The sequence below is a fragment of the Streptomyces sp. NBC_01294 genome (genome assembly GCF_035917235.1).
GTDB lineage: Bacteria > Actinomycetota > Actinomycetes > Streptomycetales > Streptomycetaceae > Streptomyces > Streptomyces caledonius.
Window position 1 is genome coordinate 1,826,521 of sequence record NZ_CP108423.1, and the last position, 18,000, is coordinate 1,844,520.

General features: G+C 72.0%; 15 protein-coding genes. 11 read left to right on the forward strand and 4 right to left on the reverse strand.

Going from position 1 to position 18,000, the window contains the following annotated elements; genetic code table 11:
* Positions 1 to 462: 462 nt before the first annotated feature.
* The 4 genes from OG534_RS08280 to meaB all read left to right on the forward strand — a co-directional run bounded on the left by OG534_RS08280 (position 463) and on the right by meaB (position 6,727).
* Positions 463 to 1,626 (forward strand): ROK family transcriptional regulator, encoded by a 1,164-nt coding sequence (locus OG534_RS08280; RefSeq protein ID WP_326593524.1) that lies wholly within the window; start codon positions 463 to 465, stop codon positions 1,624 to 1,626.
* Between the two features lie 61 nt (positions 1,627 to 1,687).
* The gene (locus tag OG534_RS08285) at positions 1,688 to 3,553 is read left to right on the forward strand and encodes a methylmalonyl-CoA mutase family protein (protein WP_326587436.1); all 1,866 of its coding nucleotides are present in this window, start codon (positions 1,688 to 1,690) and stop codon (positions 3,551 to 3,553) included.
* A complete protein-coding gene (scpA, locus tag OG534_RS08290) occupies positions 3,550 to 5,733 on the forward strand; it encodes a methylmalonyl-CoA mutase (RefSeq protein ID WP_326587437.1) in 2,184 nt (727 codons plus the stop codon). The genes OG534_RS08285 and scpA overlap by 4 nt, the downstream gene beginning before the upstream one ends.
* 10 nt (positions 5,734 to 5,743) lie before the next feature.
* A complete protein-coding gene (meaB, locus tag OG534_RS08295) occupies positions 5,744 to 6,727 on the forward strand; it encodes a methylmalonyl Co-A mutase-associated GTPase MeaB (RefSeq protein ID WP_326587438.1) in 984 nt (327 codons plus the stop codon).
* Between the two features lie 218 nt (positions 6,728 to 6,945).
* Here meaB and OG534_RS08300 read toward each other — a convergent pair whose 3' ends face one another.
* The gene (locus tag OG534_RS08300) at positions 6,946 to 7,947 is read right to left on the reverse strand and encodes an asparaginase (RefSeq protein WP_326587439.1); all 1,002 of its coding nucleotides are present in this window, start codon (positions 7,945 to 7,947) and stop codon (positions 6,946 to 6,948) included.
* 127 nt (positions 7,948 to 8,074) lie between these two features.
* Between OG534_RS08300 and OG534_RS08305 the strand changes: the two genes are divergently transcribed.
* The gene (locus OG534_RS08305; protein WP_326587440.1) at positions 8,075 to 8,530 is read left to right on the forward strand and encodes an Lrp/AsnC family transcriptional regulator; all 456 of its coding nucleotides are present in this window, start codon (positions 8,075 to 8,077) and stop codon (positions 8,528 to 8,530) included.
* On the opposite strand, the gene OG534_RS08310 is transcribed toward OG534_RS08305, so the two are convergent.
* Entirely contained in the window at positions 8,496 to 10,877 is a 2,382-nt protein-coding gene (locus tag OG534_RS08310) for an ABC transporter permease (RefSeq protein WP_326587441.1), read from the reverse strand. The two genes, OG534_RS08305 and OG534_RS08310, sit on opposite strands and share 35 nt — an antisense overlap.
* Positions 10,877 to 11,722: an ABC transporter ATP-binding protein gene (locus OG534_RS08315; protein ID WP_326587442.1), complete on the reverse strand. Its 846-nt coding sequence runs from the start codon at positions 11,720 to 11,722 to the stop codon at positions 10,877 to 10,879. The genes OG534_RS08310 and OG534_RS08315 overlap by 1 nt, the downstream gene beginning before the upstream one ends.
* A 386-nt stretch (positions 11,723 to 12,108) precedes the next feature.
* On the opposite strand from OG534_RS08315, the gene OG534_RS08320 reads away from it, so the two are divergent.
* Both OG534_RS08320 and OG534_RS08325 read left to right on the forward strand, forming a co-directional pair.
* Positions 12,109 to 12,786, forward strand: coding sequence for a 4'-phosphopantetheinyl transferase family protein (locus tag OG534_RS08320; RefSeq protein ID WP_442807221.1), 678 nt, complete (start codon positions 12,109 to 12,111; stop codon positions 12,784 to 12,786).
* A 79-nt stretch (positions 12,787 to 12,865) separates the two neighbouring features.
* Positions 12,866 to 13,513: a response regulator transcription factor gene (locus OG534_RS08325; RefSeq protein WP_326587444.1), complete on the forward strand. Its 648-nt coding sequence runs from the start codon at positions 12,866 to 12,868 to the stop codon at positions 13,511 to 13,513.
* Between the two features lie 12 nt (positions 13,514 to 13,525).
* On the opposite strand, the gene OG534_RS08330 is transcribed toward OG534_RS08325, so the two are convergent.
* Positions 13,526 to 14,017, reverse strand: a complete 492-nt coding sequence (locus tag OG534_RS08330; protein ID WP_326587445.1) for an FBP domain-containing protein — start codon at positions 14,015 to 14,017, stop codon at positions 13,526 to 13,528.
* Between the two features lie 77 nt (positions 14,018 to 14,094).
* Here OG534_RS08330 and OG534_RS08335 point away from each other — a divergent pair, with 77 nt between their 5' ends.
* The 4 genes from OG534_RS08335 to OG534_RS08350 all read left to right on the forward strand — a co-directional run bounded on the left by OG534_RS08335 (position 14,095) and on the right by OG534_RS08350 (position 17,940).
* A complete protein-coding gene (locus OG534_RS08335) occupies positions 14,095 to 14,664 on the forward strand; it encodes a TetR/AcrR family transcriptional regulator (RefSeq protein ID WP_326587446.1) in 570 nt (189 codons plus the stop codon).
* 295 nt (positions 14,665 to 14,959) lie between these two features.
* A complete protein-coding gene (locus tag OG534_RS08340) occupies positions 14,960 to 16,111 on the forward strand; it encodes a sulfotransferase family protein (protein WP_326587447.1) in 1,152 nt (383 codons plus the stop codon).
* Between the two features lie 97 nt (positions 16,112 to 16,208).
* Positions 16,209 to 16,664, forward strand: a complete 456-nt coding sequence (locus OG534_RS08345) for a MarR family winged helix-turn-helix transcriptional regulator (protein WP_326587448.1) — start codon at positions 16,209 to 16,211, stop codon at positions 16,662 to 16,664.
* A gap of 40 nt (positions 16,665 to 16,704) precedes the next feature.
* Complete coding sequence (locus tag OG534_RS08350) at positions 16,705 to 17,940, forward strand: cytochrome P450 family protein (protein ID WP_326587449.1); 1,236 nt, start codon at positions 16,705 to 16,707, stop codon at positions 17,938 to 17,940.
* Positions 17,941 to 18,000: the final 60 nt, after the last annotated feature.

The window sequence follows — 18,000 nt, forward strand, 5'->3', positions numbered from 1 at the left end:
CACCCGCCCGGCGCGGTACAGAGGCCGGTGGTGGTGTGGAGCCGCGGGACGAGGAGTTCGTTCGCGGTCATGGCTCGGAGCCTGTCAGCGCTCCCGCCCTCGGTCAACCCCCGCCCGGGACCGCCCGAAGCCTGGTGGCCGAAACCCTCGACCGACCCCGCGCACCCGCCACGACCTGCCCTTTTCCCATCCGGCGCACGCCATACGGAGCCTCCCCGACGGCCGAAAAGCGCTGCCTGATTTCACGGTCCCGCAATGCGGCCGCCACGCCCCGGCAGCGCCCGGGGCCCGTGGGGAGGACGGCCCGGGGCCCGCGGGCAGGGCCGGGCGGGGCCGGACCGGCGGCTCGGGCATGATCGGGCCGAAGGACCCGCTCCACCCCACCCCTCCCCGACCCGCTCCACTCCACTCCGCCCCGCCCCGCCCCGCCCCGCCCCGCCCCGAGGAGACCGTGTGACCCGTATGGCCGGTGACAGTCGGGCGGCCGCCAACGCCGCCACCGTGCTGCGGACGGTGCTGGAGCACGGGCCGGTCGCCCGCAGCGGCATCGCCGGCCTCTGCGGCCTGAGCCCCGCCGCCGTCTCCCGGCAGACCACCGGACTGCTCCGCAGCGGGCTGCTGCGCGAGCTGCCCGGCCCCTCGGACGGGGTGGGACGGCCGCGGATCCCCCTCGACGTGCACACGGGGGCCGTCGGGGGCCCGGTCGCCGGCGGGCTGCACATCGGCGTGCCCGCCTCCACCTTCAGCCTCGTCGACCTGCGGGGCCGGCTGCTGGCCCGGCGGGCCTTCTCCCACGAGGGCCGGGACCCGGTCGGCCTGTCCGCCGAGATCGTCGCCGAGCTGGGGCGCTTCCTCGCCGCGGCCGGCCCGGAGCGGCCGCTGCTGGGCGTCGGCGCGGCCCTGGGCGGCTGGGTCCGCCCCGACGAGGGCGTCGTCGTGCACCACCCCCTCCTGCGGTGGCGGCAGAAGCCGCTCGGCGCGGAGCTCTCGGCCGCACTCGGGGTACCGGTGCGCATCGACAACCACGCCCGGGCCGTCGCGCGGGCCGAGATCCTCTTCGGGAGGCCGGAGGCCCGCCGCAGCCTGGTGCACCTGTTCATCGGCAATGTGGTCGACGCCGCCTTCGGCATCGAGGGGACCGTGCACCAGGGGCCGGGCTCGGCCGCCGGCGACGTGGCGCACCTGCCGGTGCCCGGGTCGTCGGTGCCCTGCACGTGCGGGCGTACCGGCTGCCTCCAGGCGGCCGCCTCCGACCGGGCGCTGGGCGCCGAGGCGGTGCGCCGGGGCATCGTGCCCGACCCGTCCGTCGACCTGCTGGTGGACGCCGCCGCGACCGGCGATCCGCGGGCCGACCGGCTGCTGCGCGAGCGCGCCCGCGCCGTGGGCCGAGCGGCGGCCCTTCTGTTGGATGTCTTCAATCCGGCGGTCATGGTCGTGACGGAGCTGTCGAGCGTCCTGCACGAGGGATATCTGGAGGAGATCCGGGGCGCCGCGACGGCCCTCTCGCACGTCTGCGACGACCCCGAACGGATCGTCTCGCCGCACGCCGGCCCCGCCGTGCTCCCGGAGGCGGCGGCAACGGTGCTGCTCAGCCGGGTGTTCCGGGATCCCTTCGGCACGCTGTGAGAGGGGGAGATCACACCCACCGGTATGGTGCCACCTGAGCGCACTCCCCTACATTCGAGCCATGACGGTCCTGCCTGACGACGGGCTCTCCCTGGCCGCCGAGTTCCCTGACGCGACGCATGAGCAGTGGCAGCGCCTTGTAGAGGGCGTACTGCGCAAGTCGGGCAAGGAAGCTTCCGGCGAGGCCGCTGAAGAAGCGTTGTCCACCCCACTCGAGGACGGGCTCACCACCCGCCCGCTGTACACCGCGCCGCCCGAGGGGGCGGCTCCCGACACCGGTTTCCCCGGCTTCGCCCCGTTCGTACGCGGAGGCAGGCCGGAAGGCACCACCGCGAACGGCTGGGACGTGCGCCAGCGCCTCGCGGGCACCGATCCGGTGCGCCTGAACGAGGCGGCCCTCGCCGACCTGGAGAACGGGGTCACCTCCCTCTGGCTCACCGTGGGCCGCGGCGGTCTGCCGGTCGACGGCCTCGCCCGGGCGCTGGACGGGGTCTACCTGGACCTCGCCCCGATCTCCCTGGACGCCGGCGCCGAATACGCCGAGGCCGCCCGCGCGTTGCTGCGCCTGTTCACCGGGAGCGCGGTGGCCCCCGAGGCCGCTCGGGCCTCGCTGGGCGCCGACCCGCTGGGCCACGAGGCCCGGACCGGCGAGGCGCTGGACCCGGCCGACGCGGTGGAACTGGCCCGGGAGGCTGCCGCCGGCTGGCCGGGCGTGCGCGCCCTGACCGTGGACGCGCTGCCCTACCACGAGGCCGGCGGCAGCGCCGCCGAGGAGCTGGGCCTGTCCCTGGCCACGGGTGTCGCCTACCTGCGCGCCCTCACCGAGGGGGGTCTGAGCGTCGAAGCGGCGCTCGGGCAGCTGGAGTTCCGCTACGCCGCCACCGCGGACCAGTTCCTCACCATCGCCAAGCTGCGCGCCGCGCGCCGGCTGTGGGCCCGTATCGCCGAGGCCTCGGGGGCCCCGGAGGCGGGCGCCCAGCGGCAGCACGCGGTGACCTCGCCGGTCATGATGACCCGCAGGGACCCCTGGGTGAACATGCTGCGCACCACCGTGGCCTGCATGGCCGCGGGTGTGGGCGGCGCGGACTCGGTGACCGTGCTCCCCTTCGACCACGAGCTGGGCCTGCCGGACGCCTTCGCGCGCCGGATCGCCCGCAACACCTCCACCGTCCTGCTGGAGGAGTCGCACCTGGCCCGGGTGATCGACCCGGCCGGCGGCTCGTACTACGTCGAGCGCCTCACCGACGAACTCGCCCAGGCCGCGTGGAGGTTCTTCCAGACCCTGGAGAAGGCCGGCGGCCAGGCCGCCGCCCTGCGTTCCGGGCTGGTCGCCGAGCGGCTCGCCGCCACCTGGGCCGCGCGCTCCAAGAAGCTGGCGAAGCGCCGCGAACCGATCACCGGCGTCAGCGAGTTCCCGCTGCTGTCGGAGAAGCCGGTCGTGCGCGAGCCCGCGGCCGCCGGACCCACCGGTGGACTGCCGCGCGTGCGGCGCGACGAGGCGTACGAGGTCCTGCGCTCCCGCAGCGACGCGCACCTGGCGGCGACCGGCGCCCGGCCGAGGATCTTCCTCGCCGCGCTGGGCCCGGCGGCCGCGCACACCGCGCGGGCCACCTTCGCCTCGAACCTGTTCCAGGCGGGCGGGATCGAGCCCGTGCACGACCCGGTGTCGGTGGACCCGGCGACGGCCGCCGCGGCCTACGCCGCGAGCGGCGCCGACGGCATGGCCGTGCTCTGCTCCAGCGACACGCTGTACGAGGAGCAGGCCGCGGCGGTGTCCGAGGCGCTGCGCGCGGCGGGCGCCACGACCGTCTTCCTCGCCGGCCGGCCGGGCACCGCAGAGGCTTCCGTGGACGAGTACGTCTTCGCCGGCTGTGACGCCGTCGCCGTGCTGTCCTCCGTACTCGACCGGATGGGAGTGCCGTCTTGAGCATCCCCGATTTCTCCGAGCTGGCGCTCGGCTCCTCCCGCTCCGGAGCCTCCGAGGACCAGTGGCGCGCCTCGGTGAAGGAGTCCACCGGCACCGCGGCCGCCGACCTGCTGTGGGAGACCCCCGAGGGCATCGGCGTCAAGCCGCTGTACACCGGGCGGGACCTGGAGGGCCTGGACTTCCTCCAGACGTACCCGGGCGTGGCCCCGTACCTGCGCGGCCCCTACCCGACGATGTACGTGAACCAGCCCTGGACGATCCGGCAGTACGCCGGCTTCTCCACGGCCGAGGAGTCGAACGCCTTCTACCGGCGCAATCTGGCGTCCGGCCAGAAGGGCCTGTCGGTGGCCTTCGACCTGCCGACGCACCGCGGCTACGACAGCGACCACCCGCGCGTGACCGGCGACGTCGGCATGGCGGGCGTGGCGATCGACTCGATCTACGACATGCGGCAGCTGTTCGACGGGATCCCGCTGGACAAGATGTCGGTGTCGATGACGATGAACGGCGCGGTGCTGCCGGTCCTCGCGCTCTACATCGTGGCGGCGGAGGAGCAGGGCGTCTCCCCCGACAAGCTCGCCGGGACCATCCAGAACGACATCCTCAAGGAGTTCATGGTCCGCAACACCTACATCTACCCGCCCAAGCCCTCGATGCGGATCATCTCCGACATCTTCGCGTTCACCTCGCAGAAGATGCCGCGGTACAACTCGATCTCCATCTCCGGCTACCACATCCAGGAGGCCGGGGCCACGGCCGACCTGGAGCTGGCGTACACCCTCGCGGACGGCGTGGAGTACCTGCGCGCCGGGCAGGCCGTCGGGCTGGACGTGGACGCCTTCGCGCCGCGCCTGTCGTTCTTCTGGGCGATCGGCATGAACTTCTTCATGGAGGTCGCGAAGCTGCGCGCCGCCCGCCTGCTGTGGGCGCGCCTGGTCAAGCAGTTCGACCCGAAGAACGCCAAGTCGCTGTCGCTGCGCACGCATTCGCAGACCTCGGGCTGGTCACTGACCGCGCAGGACGTCTTCAACAACGTGACGCGCACCTGCATCGAGGCGATGGCCGCCACCCAGGGCCACACCCAGTCGCTGCACACCAATGCCCTCGACGAGGCGCTCGCCCTGCCGACGGACTTCTCGGCGCGCATCGCCCGCAACACCCAGCTGCTGCTCCAGCAGGAGTCGGGGACCTGCCGGTCGATCGACCCGTGGGGCGGCAGCGCGTACGTCGAGAAGCTGACGTACGACCTGGCGCGCCGGGCCTGGCAGCACATCGAGGAGGTCGAGGCCGCCGGCGGCATGGCGCAGGCCATCGACGCGGGCATCCCGAAGCTGCGCGTGGAGGAGGCCGCGGCGCGTACGCAGGCGCGGATCGACTCCGGCCGGCAGCCGGTGATCGGCGTCAACAAGTACCGCGTGGAGAGCGACGAGGCCATCGACGTCCTGAAGGTCGACAACTCCTCGGTGCGCTCCCAGCAGATCGCCAAGCTGCGGCGGCTGCGCGAGGAACGCGACGAGGCGGTCACCCAGGACACCCTGCGGGCGCTGACGAACGCGGCCGAGCGGGGCGACGGCAACCTGCTGGCGCTCGCGGTGGACGCGGCGCGCGCCAAGGCCACCGTGGGTGAGATCTCGGACGCACTGGAGAAGGTGTACGGGCGGCACGCGAGCCAGATCCGTACGATCTCGGGCGTGTACCGCACCGAAGCAGGCGAGTCCCCGTCCGTGGAGCGCACCCGCGCCCTCGTCGACCGGTTCGAGGAGGCGGAGGGCCGCCGTCCGCGCATCCTGGTCGCCAAGATGGGCCAGGACGGGCACGACCGCGGCCAGAAGGTGATCGCGACCGCCTTCGCCGACCTGGGCTTCGACGTGGACGTCGGCCCGCTGTTCCAGACCCCGGCGGAGGTGGCCCGCCAGGCCGTCGAGGCGGACGTCCACGTGGTGGGCGTCTCGTCGCTGGCGGCCGGCCACCTGACCCTCGTACCGGCACTGCGCGAGCAGCTGGCGGAGGAGGGCCGTGAGGACATCATGATCGTGGTGGGCGGTGTCATCCCGCCGGCCGATGTCCCCACGCTGCTGGAGATGGGCGCCACGGCGGTGTTCCCGCCCGGAACGGTCATCCCGGACGCGGCCCACGACCTGGTGACGCGGCTCGCCGCGGATCTGGGCCACGAGCTGTAGGCGGCCGCCGGTGCCGAAGATCGACATCGAGGCCTACGCGAAGGGGGTGCTCGACGGGAAGCGCGCGTTCATCGCGCGCGCGATCACCCTGGTCGAGTCCACCCTGCCCGCTCACCGGGTGCTGGCGCAGGGCCTGTTGACGGAGCTGCTGCCGCACTCGGGCCAGGCCCGCCGGATCGGCATCAGCGGTGTGCCCGGGGTGGGCAAGTCCACCTTCATCGACGCGTTCGGCACGATGCTGACGGGGCTGGGCCACCGGGTGGCGGTGCTCGCGGTGGACCCCTCGTCGACGCGCACGGGCGGCTCCATCCTGGGCGACAAGACCCGGATGGAGCGGCTGTCGGTGGACCCGGCGGCGTTCGTGCGGCCGTCCCCCTCGGCGGGAACGCTGGGCGGGGTCGCCAAGGCGACCCGCGAGTCGATGATCGTGATGGAGGCGGCGGGCTACGACGTGGTCCTCGTCGAGACGGTCGGCGTGGGCCAGTCGGAGACCACGGTGGCGGGGATGGTCGACTCCTTCCTGCTGCTCTCCCTGGCCCGTACGGGCGACCAGTTGCAGGGCATCAAGAAGGGCGTCCTGGAGCTGGCCGACGTCCTGGCGGTGAACAAGGCGGACGGCCCGCACGAGCGCGACGCGAAGGCCGCGGCCCGGGAGCTGTCGGGCGCGCTGCGGCTGATGCACCCGGTGGACGCGGCCTGGACGCCGCCGGTCCTGACGTGCAGTGCGCGGGAGTCGGCCGGACTGGACGAGGTCTGGAACCGCCTCGAACAGCACCGGACGCTGCTGGAGGCGGGGGGCCGGCTGACGGCGAAGCGGGCGGCGCAGCAGGTGGAGTGGACCTGGTCGATGGTCCGCGACGAGTTGCTGGAGCGGTTGCGGGCGGATCCCGCCGTGCGGGAGCTTGCGCCGGAGCTGGAGGCCGCGGTGCGGGCGGGCTCCGTCACTCCGACCTCTGCGGCGGACCGCATTCTGACGGCCTTCGGCGGCGTCTGACTCCCCGCGTGTGCGGCGCCGTTGCGGGGGCTCTGCCCCCGAGCCCCCGCGCCTCAAACGCCGGCGGGGCTGGAACAATCCAGCCCCGCCGGCGTTTGAGGCGCGGGGTCCGGGGCGGAGCCCCGTTCTTTAAGCCCCGCCGGCGTTTGAGGCGCGGGGTCCGGGGCGGAGCCCCGGGAAGCGGCGTCGCAGGCGGGCACCGGCAGACGGGCCTCGGGTTACACCTCGGCCAGGATCGGGCTCGCCGCGTTGAGCGCGAGGCTCAGCACCCGGGTCTGTTCCACCTCGTTGTCGGTGGCCAGCAGGGCGGCCAGGACCGCGATGCGGGCCTGGCCGGCGCGGAGGGTGCCCGTCGGCACGGCTCCGGCGGCGACCAGGTCGACCGCGCCTCCGTGCGTGTAGATCTCCGTGACCGGCCCGGCCACGACCCGCGTGGTCAGCGCGACCAGCACACCGCGCCCGACGGCGGCCTTGACCGCGTCCACGATCTCCGGGGTGGCGTTGCCCGCGCCGGTGCCGATGAGGACGATGCCGCGCGCGCCGGCCTCGACGGCGGCGTTGAGCAGGACCGGGTCGCCGTCGGCGTGGTGCATCACCACGTCCACGCGCGGCGGGAGTTCCGGCATCGCCGGCAGCGGGAGCGGCGCGGGGCGCTGCGGGGTGCGCAGGATGGTGACCTTGCCGAAGCCGATCTTCCCGAACAGTTCCTTCGAGGGGTCCGCGAACGCGTCCAGCGCCACGGCCTGCGTCTTCACGGTGCCGCGCGCGGCGTGCACCCGGCCCGCGAAGGTGATCAGCACGCCGAGCCCGCGGGTGTTCGCGGCGGTGAGCAGCGCGTCGTAGAGGTTCTCCGGACCGTCGCCGTCGGCGGTGCCCATGGGCCGCTGCGAACCGGTGAAGACCACGGAGCGCGGGTCGTGGTGGTGGAGGTCGACGAGGAACGCCGACTCCTCCAGGGTGTCGGTGCCGTGCGTGACGACGATGCCGTCCACACCGGGGTCGGCGAGCACCTCGTGCACGGTGCGCAGCAGGGTGAGCTGGTGGGCGGTGGTGAGCCGGGGGCTGTTCACGCTGAACAGGTCCACGACCTCGACGGTGATGCCCTCGGGCAGCGGCGCGGTGGCGATCACCTCGCTGCCGTCGGCGTCCGCGGCGAAGCCGGAGCCCTGCCAGCGGCTGGCTATCGTCCCGCCGGTGCTGATGACGACGATCCGTCCCATGCGTCCTGGCCACCCTTCACTTCACTCGTACGTATGTACCTAAAGCAGCAATGATAGAGCGACTTATGCGCAATGTGATTGCGTCTTCCACCCAGGCTGTCCCGTGGTCCTGGGCGATAATTGCGCCATGGACGCGATCGACCGGGAAATCTTGCGCGAGCTGCAGGCCGACGGCCGCCTCAGCAACCAGGAACTCGCCCAGCGCGTGGGTCTGACCCCCTCCCCCTGTATGCGCCGGGTGCGCCAGCTGGAACAGGACGGGGTGATCCAGGGCTACCGTGCCGTGATCTCCCCCGAGGCGGTCGGCCGCGGCTTCGAGGTGCTCGTCTCGGTCGAGGTGCGGCGCGACCGCGAGGCGGTCGAGGCGTTCGAGGCGGCCCTCCAGGACATTCCCGACGTCATCGAGGCCTACCGGCTCTTCGGCAGCCCCGGCTGCCTGCTGCGGATCGCCGTCGCGGACCTGCGCGCGTACGAGCGCCTGTGGATCGAGAAGCTGACGGCCCTCTCCGGCATCACCGAGGTCAACTCGCAGATCATCATGAAGCGCATCAAGGAGCCGAAGGGCCTGCCCGTCGAGCGCTGACGCGCTGACGAACGGGAACGGGGACCAAGGGAATTCCGACCATCCGCAGCACCTGCTGGTGGGTGGAGCCGGCCAGCCGCTGCAGTCCGAACTCCCTCGTACGGCGGACCGTGGAGGTCACCAGGGAGTTGACGACCGCGAGGGCGCCGAATCCGATGACGACCACCACGACGAGGTAGTTGGCGAGCACCTCGGTGTTGAAGGCCGACGCGTGGCTTTCGGTCAGGACGTCACGGTCGGCCGCCTCGGCTCCGGGCCGGGTCGCGGCGAACGCCGCCAGGGAGGCGGTCACTTCGGCGACGCTCACACCGGGCTCGGCCTTCACCATGATGCGGGTGGCCCTGCCCGTGTCGGTGTGCCGGGCGAGCAGGTCCGCCGGGAGCAGGATGCTCTCGAATCCGTCCTTGGCGGCGAAGAGCGCCGCCACCTTCAGGGTGACCTGGGTGCCGTCTCCGAGCCGCATGGTGATCTCGTCACCGACGCCGCGTCCGAGGGACGTGGCGTGCGCCTCGGCCAGTGCGACGGAGTTGCCGCGCAGGTTCTCCAGCGAACCGGCCGTGGGCGTGACCGGCGCCGTGCCCGCGGATCCGGTCGCGGTGATGCCCTGGGTGGGCCGGCCGTCCTTGGTCTGCTCGGGGTCCTTGGGGCTGTCGACGTAACCGACGCTGCTGACGAACTCGGAGGCCGCGCCCACCCCGGGCAGCTTGCGGACCTCGTCGAGGGTGCCGGGACCGAAGCCGCCGGGCGGGGCGATGAGCGCCGAGTCGGCGTGCATCGTCTCCGAGTAGCGCTCCTTGGCCATGGTGACCTCCGTCGTCCCCATGTAGAGGTCGGCGCAGGCGATGCCGGTGAGCAGCATGACGGGGGTGATCACGGCCGCGACGCGGGCGGCCCGCGCCCTGGTGTTGAGGGCGGCCAGGGTGCCGGAGAGCCCGGACAGGCGCATCGGCAGGCCGAGCACGGCGAGCATGCCCTGGGCGATGCGGGGACCGAGGAGGGCGAGCCCCATGACGAACAGGGTGGTGGAGGAGCCCGCGGTGCTGCCCGCCATCGGGCCCTTCATGACGGTCACCGTCAGGACGCCGGTCGAGGCGCTGCCCAGGAAGCAGAGCAGGGCGAAGAGGATCCGGGCCTTGCCGAGCGGCCGGCGCTGTACGTCGGCGTCGGCGAGCGCCTCGGTGGCGCGGACCCGGGTGGCCCGGCGGGAGGCGATGGCCGCGGCGCCCAGGGCGGTGCCCAGGGCGAGCGCCGCGGTGGCGGCGATGGAGACCCAGCCGAGGTGGAACGTCATCTGGGCGGAGGCGACTTGGCCGTCGACCAGCCTGTCCATGATCCAGCTGCTGAGCGCCCGGCCGGGCAGGACGGCCAGGGCGGTGGCCGCGATCGACAGGACGAACGTCTCGCTCAGGATCATCCGGCGCAGCTGCTTGGGCACGGCGCCACTGGCCCGCAGGAGGGCCATCTCGCGGTGCCGCTGCTGGACGGCGAGGGCCAGCGGGGAGGCCACGCCGAAGAGCGAGACCGCGGTCACCATGCCGCCGAAGACGACGGACACGATCTGCAGGTTCATCGTGGAGCGCTGGGCCTCGGGGAACTCGGCCCGGCCGCGCGCGTCCCCGGTCAGCACCAGTGCCTTGTGCTCCCCGGCGACGGCAGTCACCTGCCGGGCCAGCTCGGCCGTGGAGACCCCCGGCTTGGGCAGTACGGCGATGAGGTCGGCCTCGTCCTTGCGGGGAAGGAGTCCGGCGATCTCGGAGTCCGCGAGGAACACGGCCTTCTGGCTGCTCACCCCCTTGTTCCGGGCGATGCCCACGATCTTGTACGTCCGGTCGGTGCCCGCCAGGGTGATCTTCGCCTGGTCGCCGACGCGCAGGCCGGCGCGCTCGGCCAGCTGCCGGTCGAGGACGACCTCGCCGGCCTTCTGCGCTCCGGTGCCGTCGGTCAGGGTGTAGGGGGCGAGGGTCGCGGAGCTCCAGCCGTGGCCGACGGTGGGCACGTCCGTCGTGACGACGTCGTCGCCCTTGACCAGTCCGGCCGGGAGCGAGGTGTCGGCGACGGTCCTCTCCACCCCCGGCAGCCTGCCGATGGTGTCCGCGAGGGACCGGTCGACGGGCACGCGTTCGGGGAGCTTCACCTCGGTGCTGCCGTCGGAGAGCCGGTACGCCTGCTGCCCGGCGACCACCACCGGAGCGGCCGCCAGCCGCTCCGGCGGGACGACGTTGCGCAGGCCCGATTCGAACAGGCCGCCCCAGGACATGAGGAGGACGGACCCGAGGAACATCGCGAGGAAGCCGGCGATGAAGCTGCCCTTGCGGAAGCGCAGGGTGCGCATGGCGAGCAGGAACATCAGGCGGCGCTCCGCGGTGCGTACGCGTCGGCGGGCTGCGCCTCGAGGCTGTCGGCGCCGAGGCTGTCGGCGCCGAGGCTGTCGGCGCCGAGGCTGTCGGCGCCGAGGCGGGCCAGGTGCTCGGCGACCACCGTCACGGTGGGCTGGTGGATCTCGCCGGCGAACCGACCGTCCGCCAGGAAGACGACGCGGTCGGCGTAGGAGGCTGCCACGGGGTCGTGGGTCACCATGACGATCGTCCGCCCGCCGGACCGCACGGCGTCGCGCATCAGGTTCAGGATGGAGGCGGCGGTCTTGGTGTCCAGCGCACCGGTCGGCTCGTCCGCGAAGATCACCGCGGGCCGGCTCACCAGGGCCCGGGCGATGGCCACCCGCTGCTGCTGGCCGCCGGACATCTCGCCGGGCCGGTGATTGCGCCGGTCCTTGAGGCCGACCTGCTCCAGAACCGCCCGGACCTGGGCCTTGTCGGGCTTGCGGCCGGCCAGCTGGAGGGGGAGGCAGACGTTCTGCTCGGCCGTCAGCGCGGGCAGCAGGTTGAACGACTGGAAGATGAAGCCGATCTGCTCGCGGCGCAGCAGCGTCAGCTCGGTCTCGCTCAGTCCGGCGAGTTCCCGGCCGGCCAGCCGCACGGAGCCGGAGGTGGGCTCGTCCAGACCGGCGGCGCACTGGAGCAGGGTGCTCTTGCCCGATCCGGAGGGGCCCATCACGGCGGTGAAGGCGCGTCGGTGGAAGTCGATCGAGACTCCGTTCAGCGCCGAAACCCGGTTGTCGCCCCGGCCGTACACCTTCCGCACGTCAACGAGCCGGATCACGGCATTCACGTCAGCGCTGCTGTGGGTATCCACGTTCACATCTCCGTAGTCATCGGTCCCCGTCGTTCAGTGGTTCCACGCTACGAACGCGGCCGCGGCGCCGACACGGGCGTAAGAGGTGTCCCGGGGGTGGTGCCGGCAACACCCCCACCCCCCGTCCGGGGCCACCGCCCGGGCCGCCCCGCCCCCTCCCCCTCCATCGACCACACATACGCGTACCCGACCCTTGGCCGTGCGGGATGGCGCCGTGGACCGCGTACTTGAAAAGCTGGGGGTTCGGCACGTCCTTCGACCGGTTCTGTTCGGCGAAGGCGAATGCCGCACTCATGCCCCTTCCCTCCCCACTGCGCGGGCGGACGGAGATGACCGTGCCCGACAGCGGATCCCGTGCCCCGGGCACGGGGTACAAGACCGAACTGATGCCCCCGCACGTCGCGTTCGTCGAGGCCTTCGACGACGTTCCCCTGAGCACCCTGTTCCCGGAGGAGGCGCAGGTGGTGGCCCGCGCCGTCGAGTCGCGACGCCGCGAGTTCGCCACCGTCCGCTCGTGCGCGCGCATCGCCATGGGCCGCCTCGGATTCGCGCCGGCCCCCCTGCTGCCCGGGCTGCGCGGAGCCCCTGGCTGGCCGGACGGACTCATCGGCACGATGACGCACTGCACCGGCTACCGGGCCGCCGCGGTCGGCCGCGCCGCGGAACTCCTCGGCATCGGCATGGACGCGGAACGCAACGAGCCCCTGCCCAACCCGGGGATCCTGCGCCACATCGCGCGGCCCGAAGAACAGCGGCAGCTGGCCCTGCTCGCCTCGGAGCACCCCGGGGTCTGCTGGGACCGGCTGCTGTTCAGCGCCAAGGAGAGCGTCTACAAGACCTGGTTCCCGCTGGCCCGCGTCTTCCTGGACTTCTTGGAGTGCCGGGTCACGCTCCACCCCGGCACCGGCACCTTCTCCGCGCGGCTGCTCGTACCGGGCCCGGTCGTCGAAGGGGTGCGGCTGTCCGGTTTCACGGGCCACTGGGCGGTCCGGGGCGGCCTGATCCTCACGGCCATCGCCCTGACCCCGTCGGTGTCCGCCGGTGGCCGTGCGAGTGGCGCGTAAGCACGGCGAGAGGTGCACGCCGATCACCGCCTCGTTAGATTCGTCGTACCACCGGCGACACACCTGCGGGAGCCCCGAGTTGCGCGTTGTCCTGGCCGAGGACCTGTTCCTCCTCCGCGATGGTCTCGTCCGGATGTTGGAGGCCTACGACTGCGAGATCGTCGCGGCGGTCGACAACGGCCCCGACCTCGCACGGGCCCTGCTCACCCTCAAACCCGACGTGGCGGTGGTGGACGTCCGCCTCCCCCCGTCCTTCACGGATGAGGGACTTCAGGCCACTTTGCAGGCGCGCCGGCAGATCCCCGGCCTGCCGGTCCTGGTCCTCTCGCAGCACGTGGAACAGCTCTACGCCCGGAAGCTCCTGGAGAGCGGCACCGGAGGCATCGGCTACCTGCTCAAGGACCGGGTGTTCAACGCGGAGCAGTTCATCGACGCGGTCCGCCGCGTCTCGGCCGGCGGCACCGCCATGGACCCCCAGGTGATCTCCCAGATCCTCGCCCGCAACACGCGCGGGGAGCCCCTGGGGCACCTGACCCCGCGCGAGCGCGAGGTCCTGGAGCTGATGGCGGAGGGCCGCTCCAACGCGGCCATCTCGCAGCAACTGGTCATCACCGAGCGCTCGGTGGCAAAGCACACGTCGAACATCTTCGCCAAGCTCGGACTCCCGCCGTCCGACGACGACAACCGCCGGGTCCTCGCCGTCCTCGCCTATCTGAACGGCTCCTGACCCACGGCCGCGTCAGGCGATCACCCTGGCCACGAACCCGGCGACGTTCTCCACGGTCCGCCGGATCTTCTCCTCCAGGGAGATCGTCTCGTGCAGCCGTCCGCCGACGCCCGCGTCCTTCTTGCCCCGTACGTACAGCGAGCAGGCGAGGTCGCTGCAGATGTACGCGCCCACCGAGTTGCCCTGCTTGCCGGCCTGCCCGGCCTTCGGCGCGACCATCAGCGAGACGCCGCCCGAGTGCGCGGTCAGGCACATCGAGCACATGCTCCGCTGCGCCTGCAAGGAGGAGACGGGCGCACCGCGCAGCACCAGGCCCTGCACGCGGCCGTCCAGCTCGACGACGAGGTAGGCGCGGGCCGGGGCCTGCGGGTCGCGCCAGCCGAGGTAGTCCAGATCGCCCCACGGCCGTTCGGCCAGGTCGCGGGGGACGGACAGCCGCTTCGCCTCACCCTTGCTGCAGTTCACGAACGCGCCGCGGATCGCTTGCTCGGTCAGTGGTTCCATAACATCAGGCTAATTTGCCTAAATCCATTAGGCAAATACATAATCAACCAAGGCTAGCGAGCGAAAGGTGCGAGACCATGGCACGCGCAGGACTGACGACGGAGCGCCTGATCCGCGCCGGGGCGGAACTGGCCGACGAGGTCGGGTTCGACCAGGTGACCGTTTCGGCGCTCGCCCGGCGCTTCGACGTCAAGGTGGCGAGCCTGTACTCGCACGTGAAGGGCTCCCAGGACGTGAAGACCCGCATCGCCCTGCTCGCCCTGGACGAACTCGCGGACCGCGCCTCCGACGCCCTGGCGGGGCGGGCCGGCAAGGACGCGCTGACCGCGTTCGCCGACGTCTACCGCGACTACGCCCGGGAGCACCCCGGCCGCTACGCCGCGACCCGGACGCGGCTCGACCCCGAGACCGCCGCCGCGAGCGCCGGCGTACGGCACGCACAGATGGCCCGGGCGGTGCTGCGCGGCTACGACCTGACCGAGCCCGACCAGACGCATGCGGTACGGCTCCTCGGCAGCGTCTTCCACGGCTACGTCGACCTGGAGCTGGGCGGCGGCTTCAGCCACAGCGCTCCCGACACGCAGGAGACGTGGGAGCGCATCATCGACGCCCTCGACGCCCTGCTGCGCAACTGGCCCGCCCGCTGACGCACGTCTGCCCTTTTCGGCCCAGCTTGCCCGGCAGAACATGCACAGATGCCGGTTATTGGATTGATTCCAGTCGTCGTCTCGCGGCTTCCGATCCAGAAAAGTAGGACACACCCTGACATAGAGGCAAATTACACCCCTCAAGAACCGCTACACCCCCAGGAACTTGGCGAATTCACAACCAGCATGTAGGTTTTTTTGTGTCGACTGGGGGGGTCGTCCGCTATCCATGCCCCTCAGTCCTGGCGTCCAGCCATTCGTTGGTCCATGCCTGATCAGCAACTGAGGGGTCTTGATGAGGGAGCGCACTACCGGCTACGCCGGATTCCTGGACATGGAGGACCTGGTTCGGCCGTCTGACAGCGACACGCTGACGAAGGGGCGCGAAGCTCCGTTCCAGCACGCCCTGGAGCGGTTCGTCGACTCGATCAACTCCGAAGCCCGGCTGTCCCCCTCCGGCGTGGCCGCCGTCCGCTCCCGCATCAAGTCGTCCCTGGCGATGCAACGACGCGTGTCCGCGCTGCGCCCCCCTTCGTCGCCGGCGCTGGACGCACCCGTGTTCATCACGGGCATGCCCGGCACCGGGGCGGCCCTGCTCCACAACCTGCTCGCCGAGCATCCCGGCGTCGACGCCCCCGCCATGTGGGAACTCGCGGACCCCGCGTCCGGGGCGGAAACGCCGGGCGAGCGTCGCGCCCTGATCGCCCGCGGCCGGGCCCACGCGGTCGCCGGCGGACGCACGACCGCCGGCCGCGCCGTCGGCCTGCTGCGCCAGGCCACCCGCCCGGGCTCGTGCCAGTGGCTCCTCGCCAACACCTTCCACAGTCCCGCGCTCTCGATGGCCCACCACGTCCCGAGCTACTCCTCGTGGATGGAGGGCCAGGACATGGTCCCCGCCTACGGCTTCCACCGGCTGCAGCTCCAGGCCGTCTGCAACCGGGTCTCGGGCGGCGCGCTCGTGCTGCGCGACCCGTTCCACGCCCCGTACCTGAGCGACCTCGTACGCGTCTACCCGCGGGCCCGCATCATCCGCATGCACCGGGATCCGGCCGACGTCCTGGCGAGCACCGCCGGGATCGCCTGGTCCCAGCGGATAGCGGACTCGGCCGGGGTCGTGGACCCCGCCGAGGTCGGGGCCGAGTGGGCGGACTGGCTGGAGCGGCACTTCGCCGACGCCGAGGCCTCGCGCACGCGCATCGGAGAGGACCGGATCCTGGACATCCGGCACGCCGACCTGGTGGGCGACCCCGTGGCCACGCTGCGCAGGGCGACCGCCTTCGTGGGCGTGCCGACGACCCCGGTGGTCGAGCAGAACATGGTGGCCCTGGCCCGGGAGGCCGCCATGTCGGCCCAGAGCGCCTGGCACTTCGAGCCCGAGGAGTTCGGACTCTCGCGGCGGGAGCTCGGACAGCGGTTCGCCGAGTACCGCCGGACCTACGGGGCGTGATCGCGCCCCGTACCGACAGTTGGCGCATGCTTGCGAAAGCATTAGTATTGACGGACGCGCTGGTAGCCGGCCGGCCATGCGGTTTGCGGAGAGAGTCATGGTTGCTTCTGGTCGACGCCACGGCGCGGAGATCGAGATGTGGCGTCAGCTGACCCAGCTGACGGGTCTGCTTTCCAGCTCCCTCGACAAACGGCTCACACGCCGGCACGGCGTTTCCGTCTCGGAGTTCACGGCCCTGTCGACCCTGACCGAAGCCGATCGCGGGGGCATCCGCATGCAGGACCTCGCCGACGCGATCGGGCTCAACCAGTCCACGGTGAGCCGGCTGATCGCCCGTATGGAGAGCAGCGGGCTGGCCACGCGGGAGATCGGCGCACGCGACCGCCGATGTACCTACGCGGTGATCACCGACCAGGGACGGACGATCGCCGAAGAGGCCAGGGGAACCTTCCAGAAGGAATTCAACACCGCTTTGGACACGGCGGCGTTCGACGAGCGAACGGCCGCTGTCGTGGCACGGCTGCGGCACGATCCCACGACCGCCCCGGAATAAGCGCAGACCGTCGCGGTCGAAACCCGTATCGGAGACTTTTGTGCAGAGCCCTCAGTGCCCGTTCGCCATCGACCCCTCCGGAGCCGATATCCACGGTGAAATCGCCCGGATCCGCAAAGAAGGCCCGGTCGCCCGGGTCGAGCTGCCCGGCGGAGTGGTGGTGTGGTCGGTCACCGGATACGACCTGATCAAGCAGCTGCTGACCGACCCGCGGGTCTCCAAGGACGCCTACCGGCACTGGGACGCGTGGAAGGCGGGCGAGATACCCCAGGACTGGCCCCTGGCCATCTGGGTGTCGGTCCAGAACATGGTCACCGCGTACGGGGAGGACCACGCACGACTGCGCAAGCCGGTGGCCTCCGCCTTCACCGCCCGCCGCGTCGCCTCGCTGCGGCCGCGCATCGAGGAGATCGCCCAGGGCGTCCTCGACGGCCTCGCCGCCCTGCCGTCCGACCGGCCGGTGGATCTGCGCGAGGCGTTCGCCCACCCGGTCCCCAACCAGGTCATGTGCGAACTCTTCGGGATTCCGCAGCACATGCGCGGCGAGATCCAGCAGATCATCAAGGGCTTCTTCTCCACGACCTCCTCCGCGGAGGAGTCGCTCGCGAACGCCACGCGCCTGTACGCCACGATGGCGGAACTGCTCGTCCTCAAGCGCGAGCAGCCCGGGGACGACCTCACGGCCGACCTGATCGCGGTACGGGACGAGAACAACGAGCAGCTGAGCGAGAAGGAACTCGCCGACAATCTGATCCTGCTGTACACGGCCGGGTACGAGACGACGGTCAACCTGATCGACAACGCCGTGCACGCCCTCCTCGGCCACCCGGACCAGCTCGCCCTCGTGCTCGGCGGCGGTGCCACGTGGGACGACGTCATCGAGGAGACCCTGCGCCTGGAGGCGCCGGGTGCCCACTCGATCCTCCGGTACGCCGTGGAGGAGATCGCCGTCGGTGACGTGGTCATCCCCAAGGGCGACCCGATCATGATCGCTTACGCCTCGGCGGGACGCGATCCCGAGCATCACGGCGACTCGGCGGACCGGTTCGACGTGACGCGGGCCGCCCGGCGCGAACACCTGGCCTTCGGCCACGGGGTCCACTACTGCCTCGGGGCTCCTCTGGCGCGGCTGGAGACCGCCGTCGCCCTCTCCGCCCTGTTCGCCCGGTTCCCCGGGATGTCGCTCGCGGTGGCGCCCGGGCAGATCCGTCCGCAGGCATCGTTCATCTCGAACGGTCATGCCGAGTTGCCCGTCCTGCTCGGTCCCTCCGCGTGAGACCCGCCTGCCCCGCCGGTACGCACCGGCGGGGCAGGACCCGAGCGGGAGAAGCGGGCG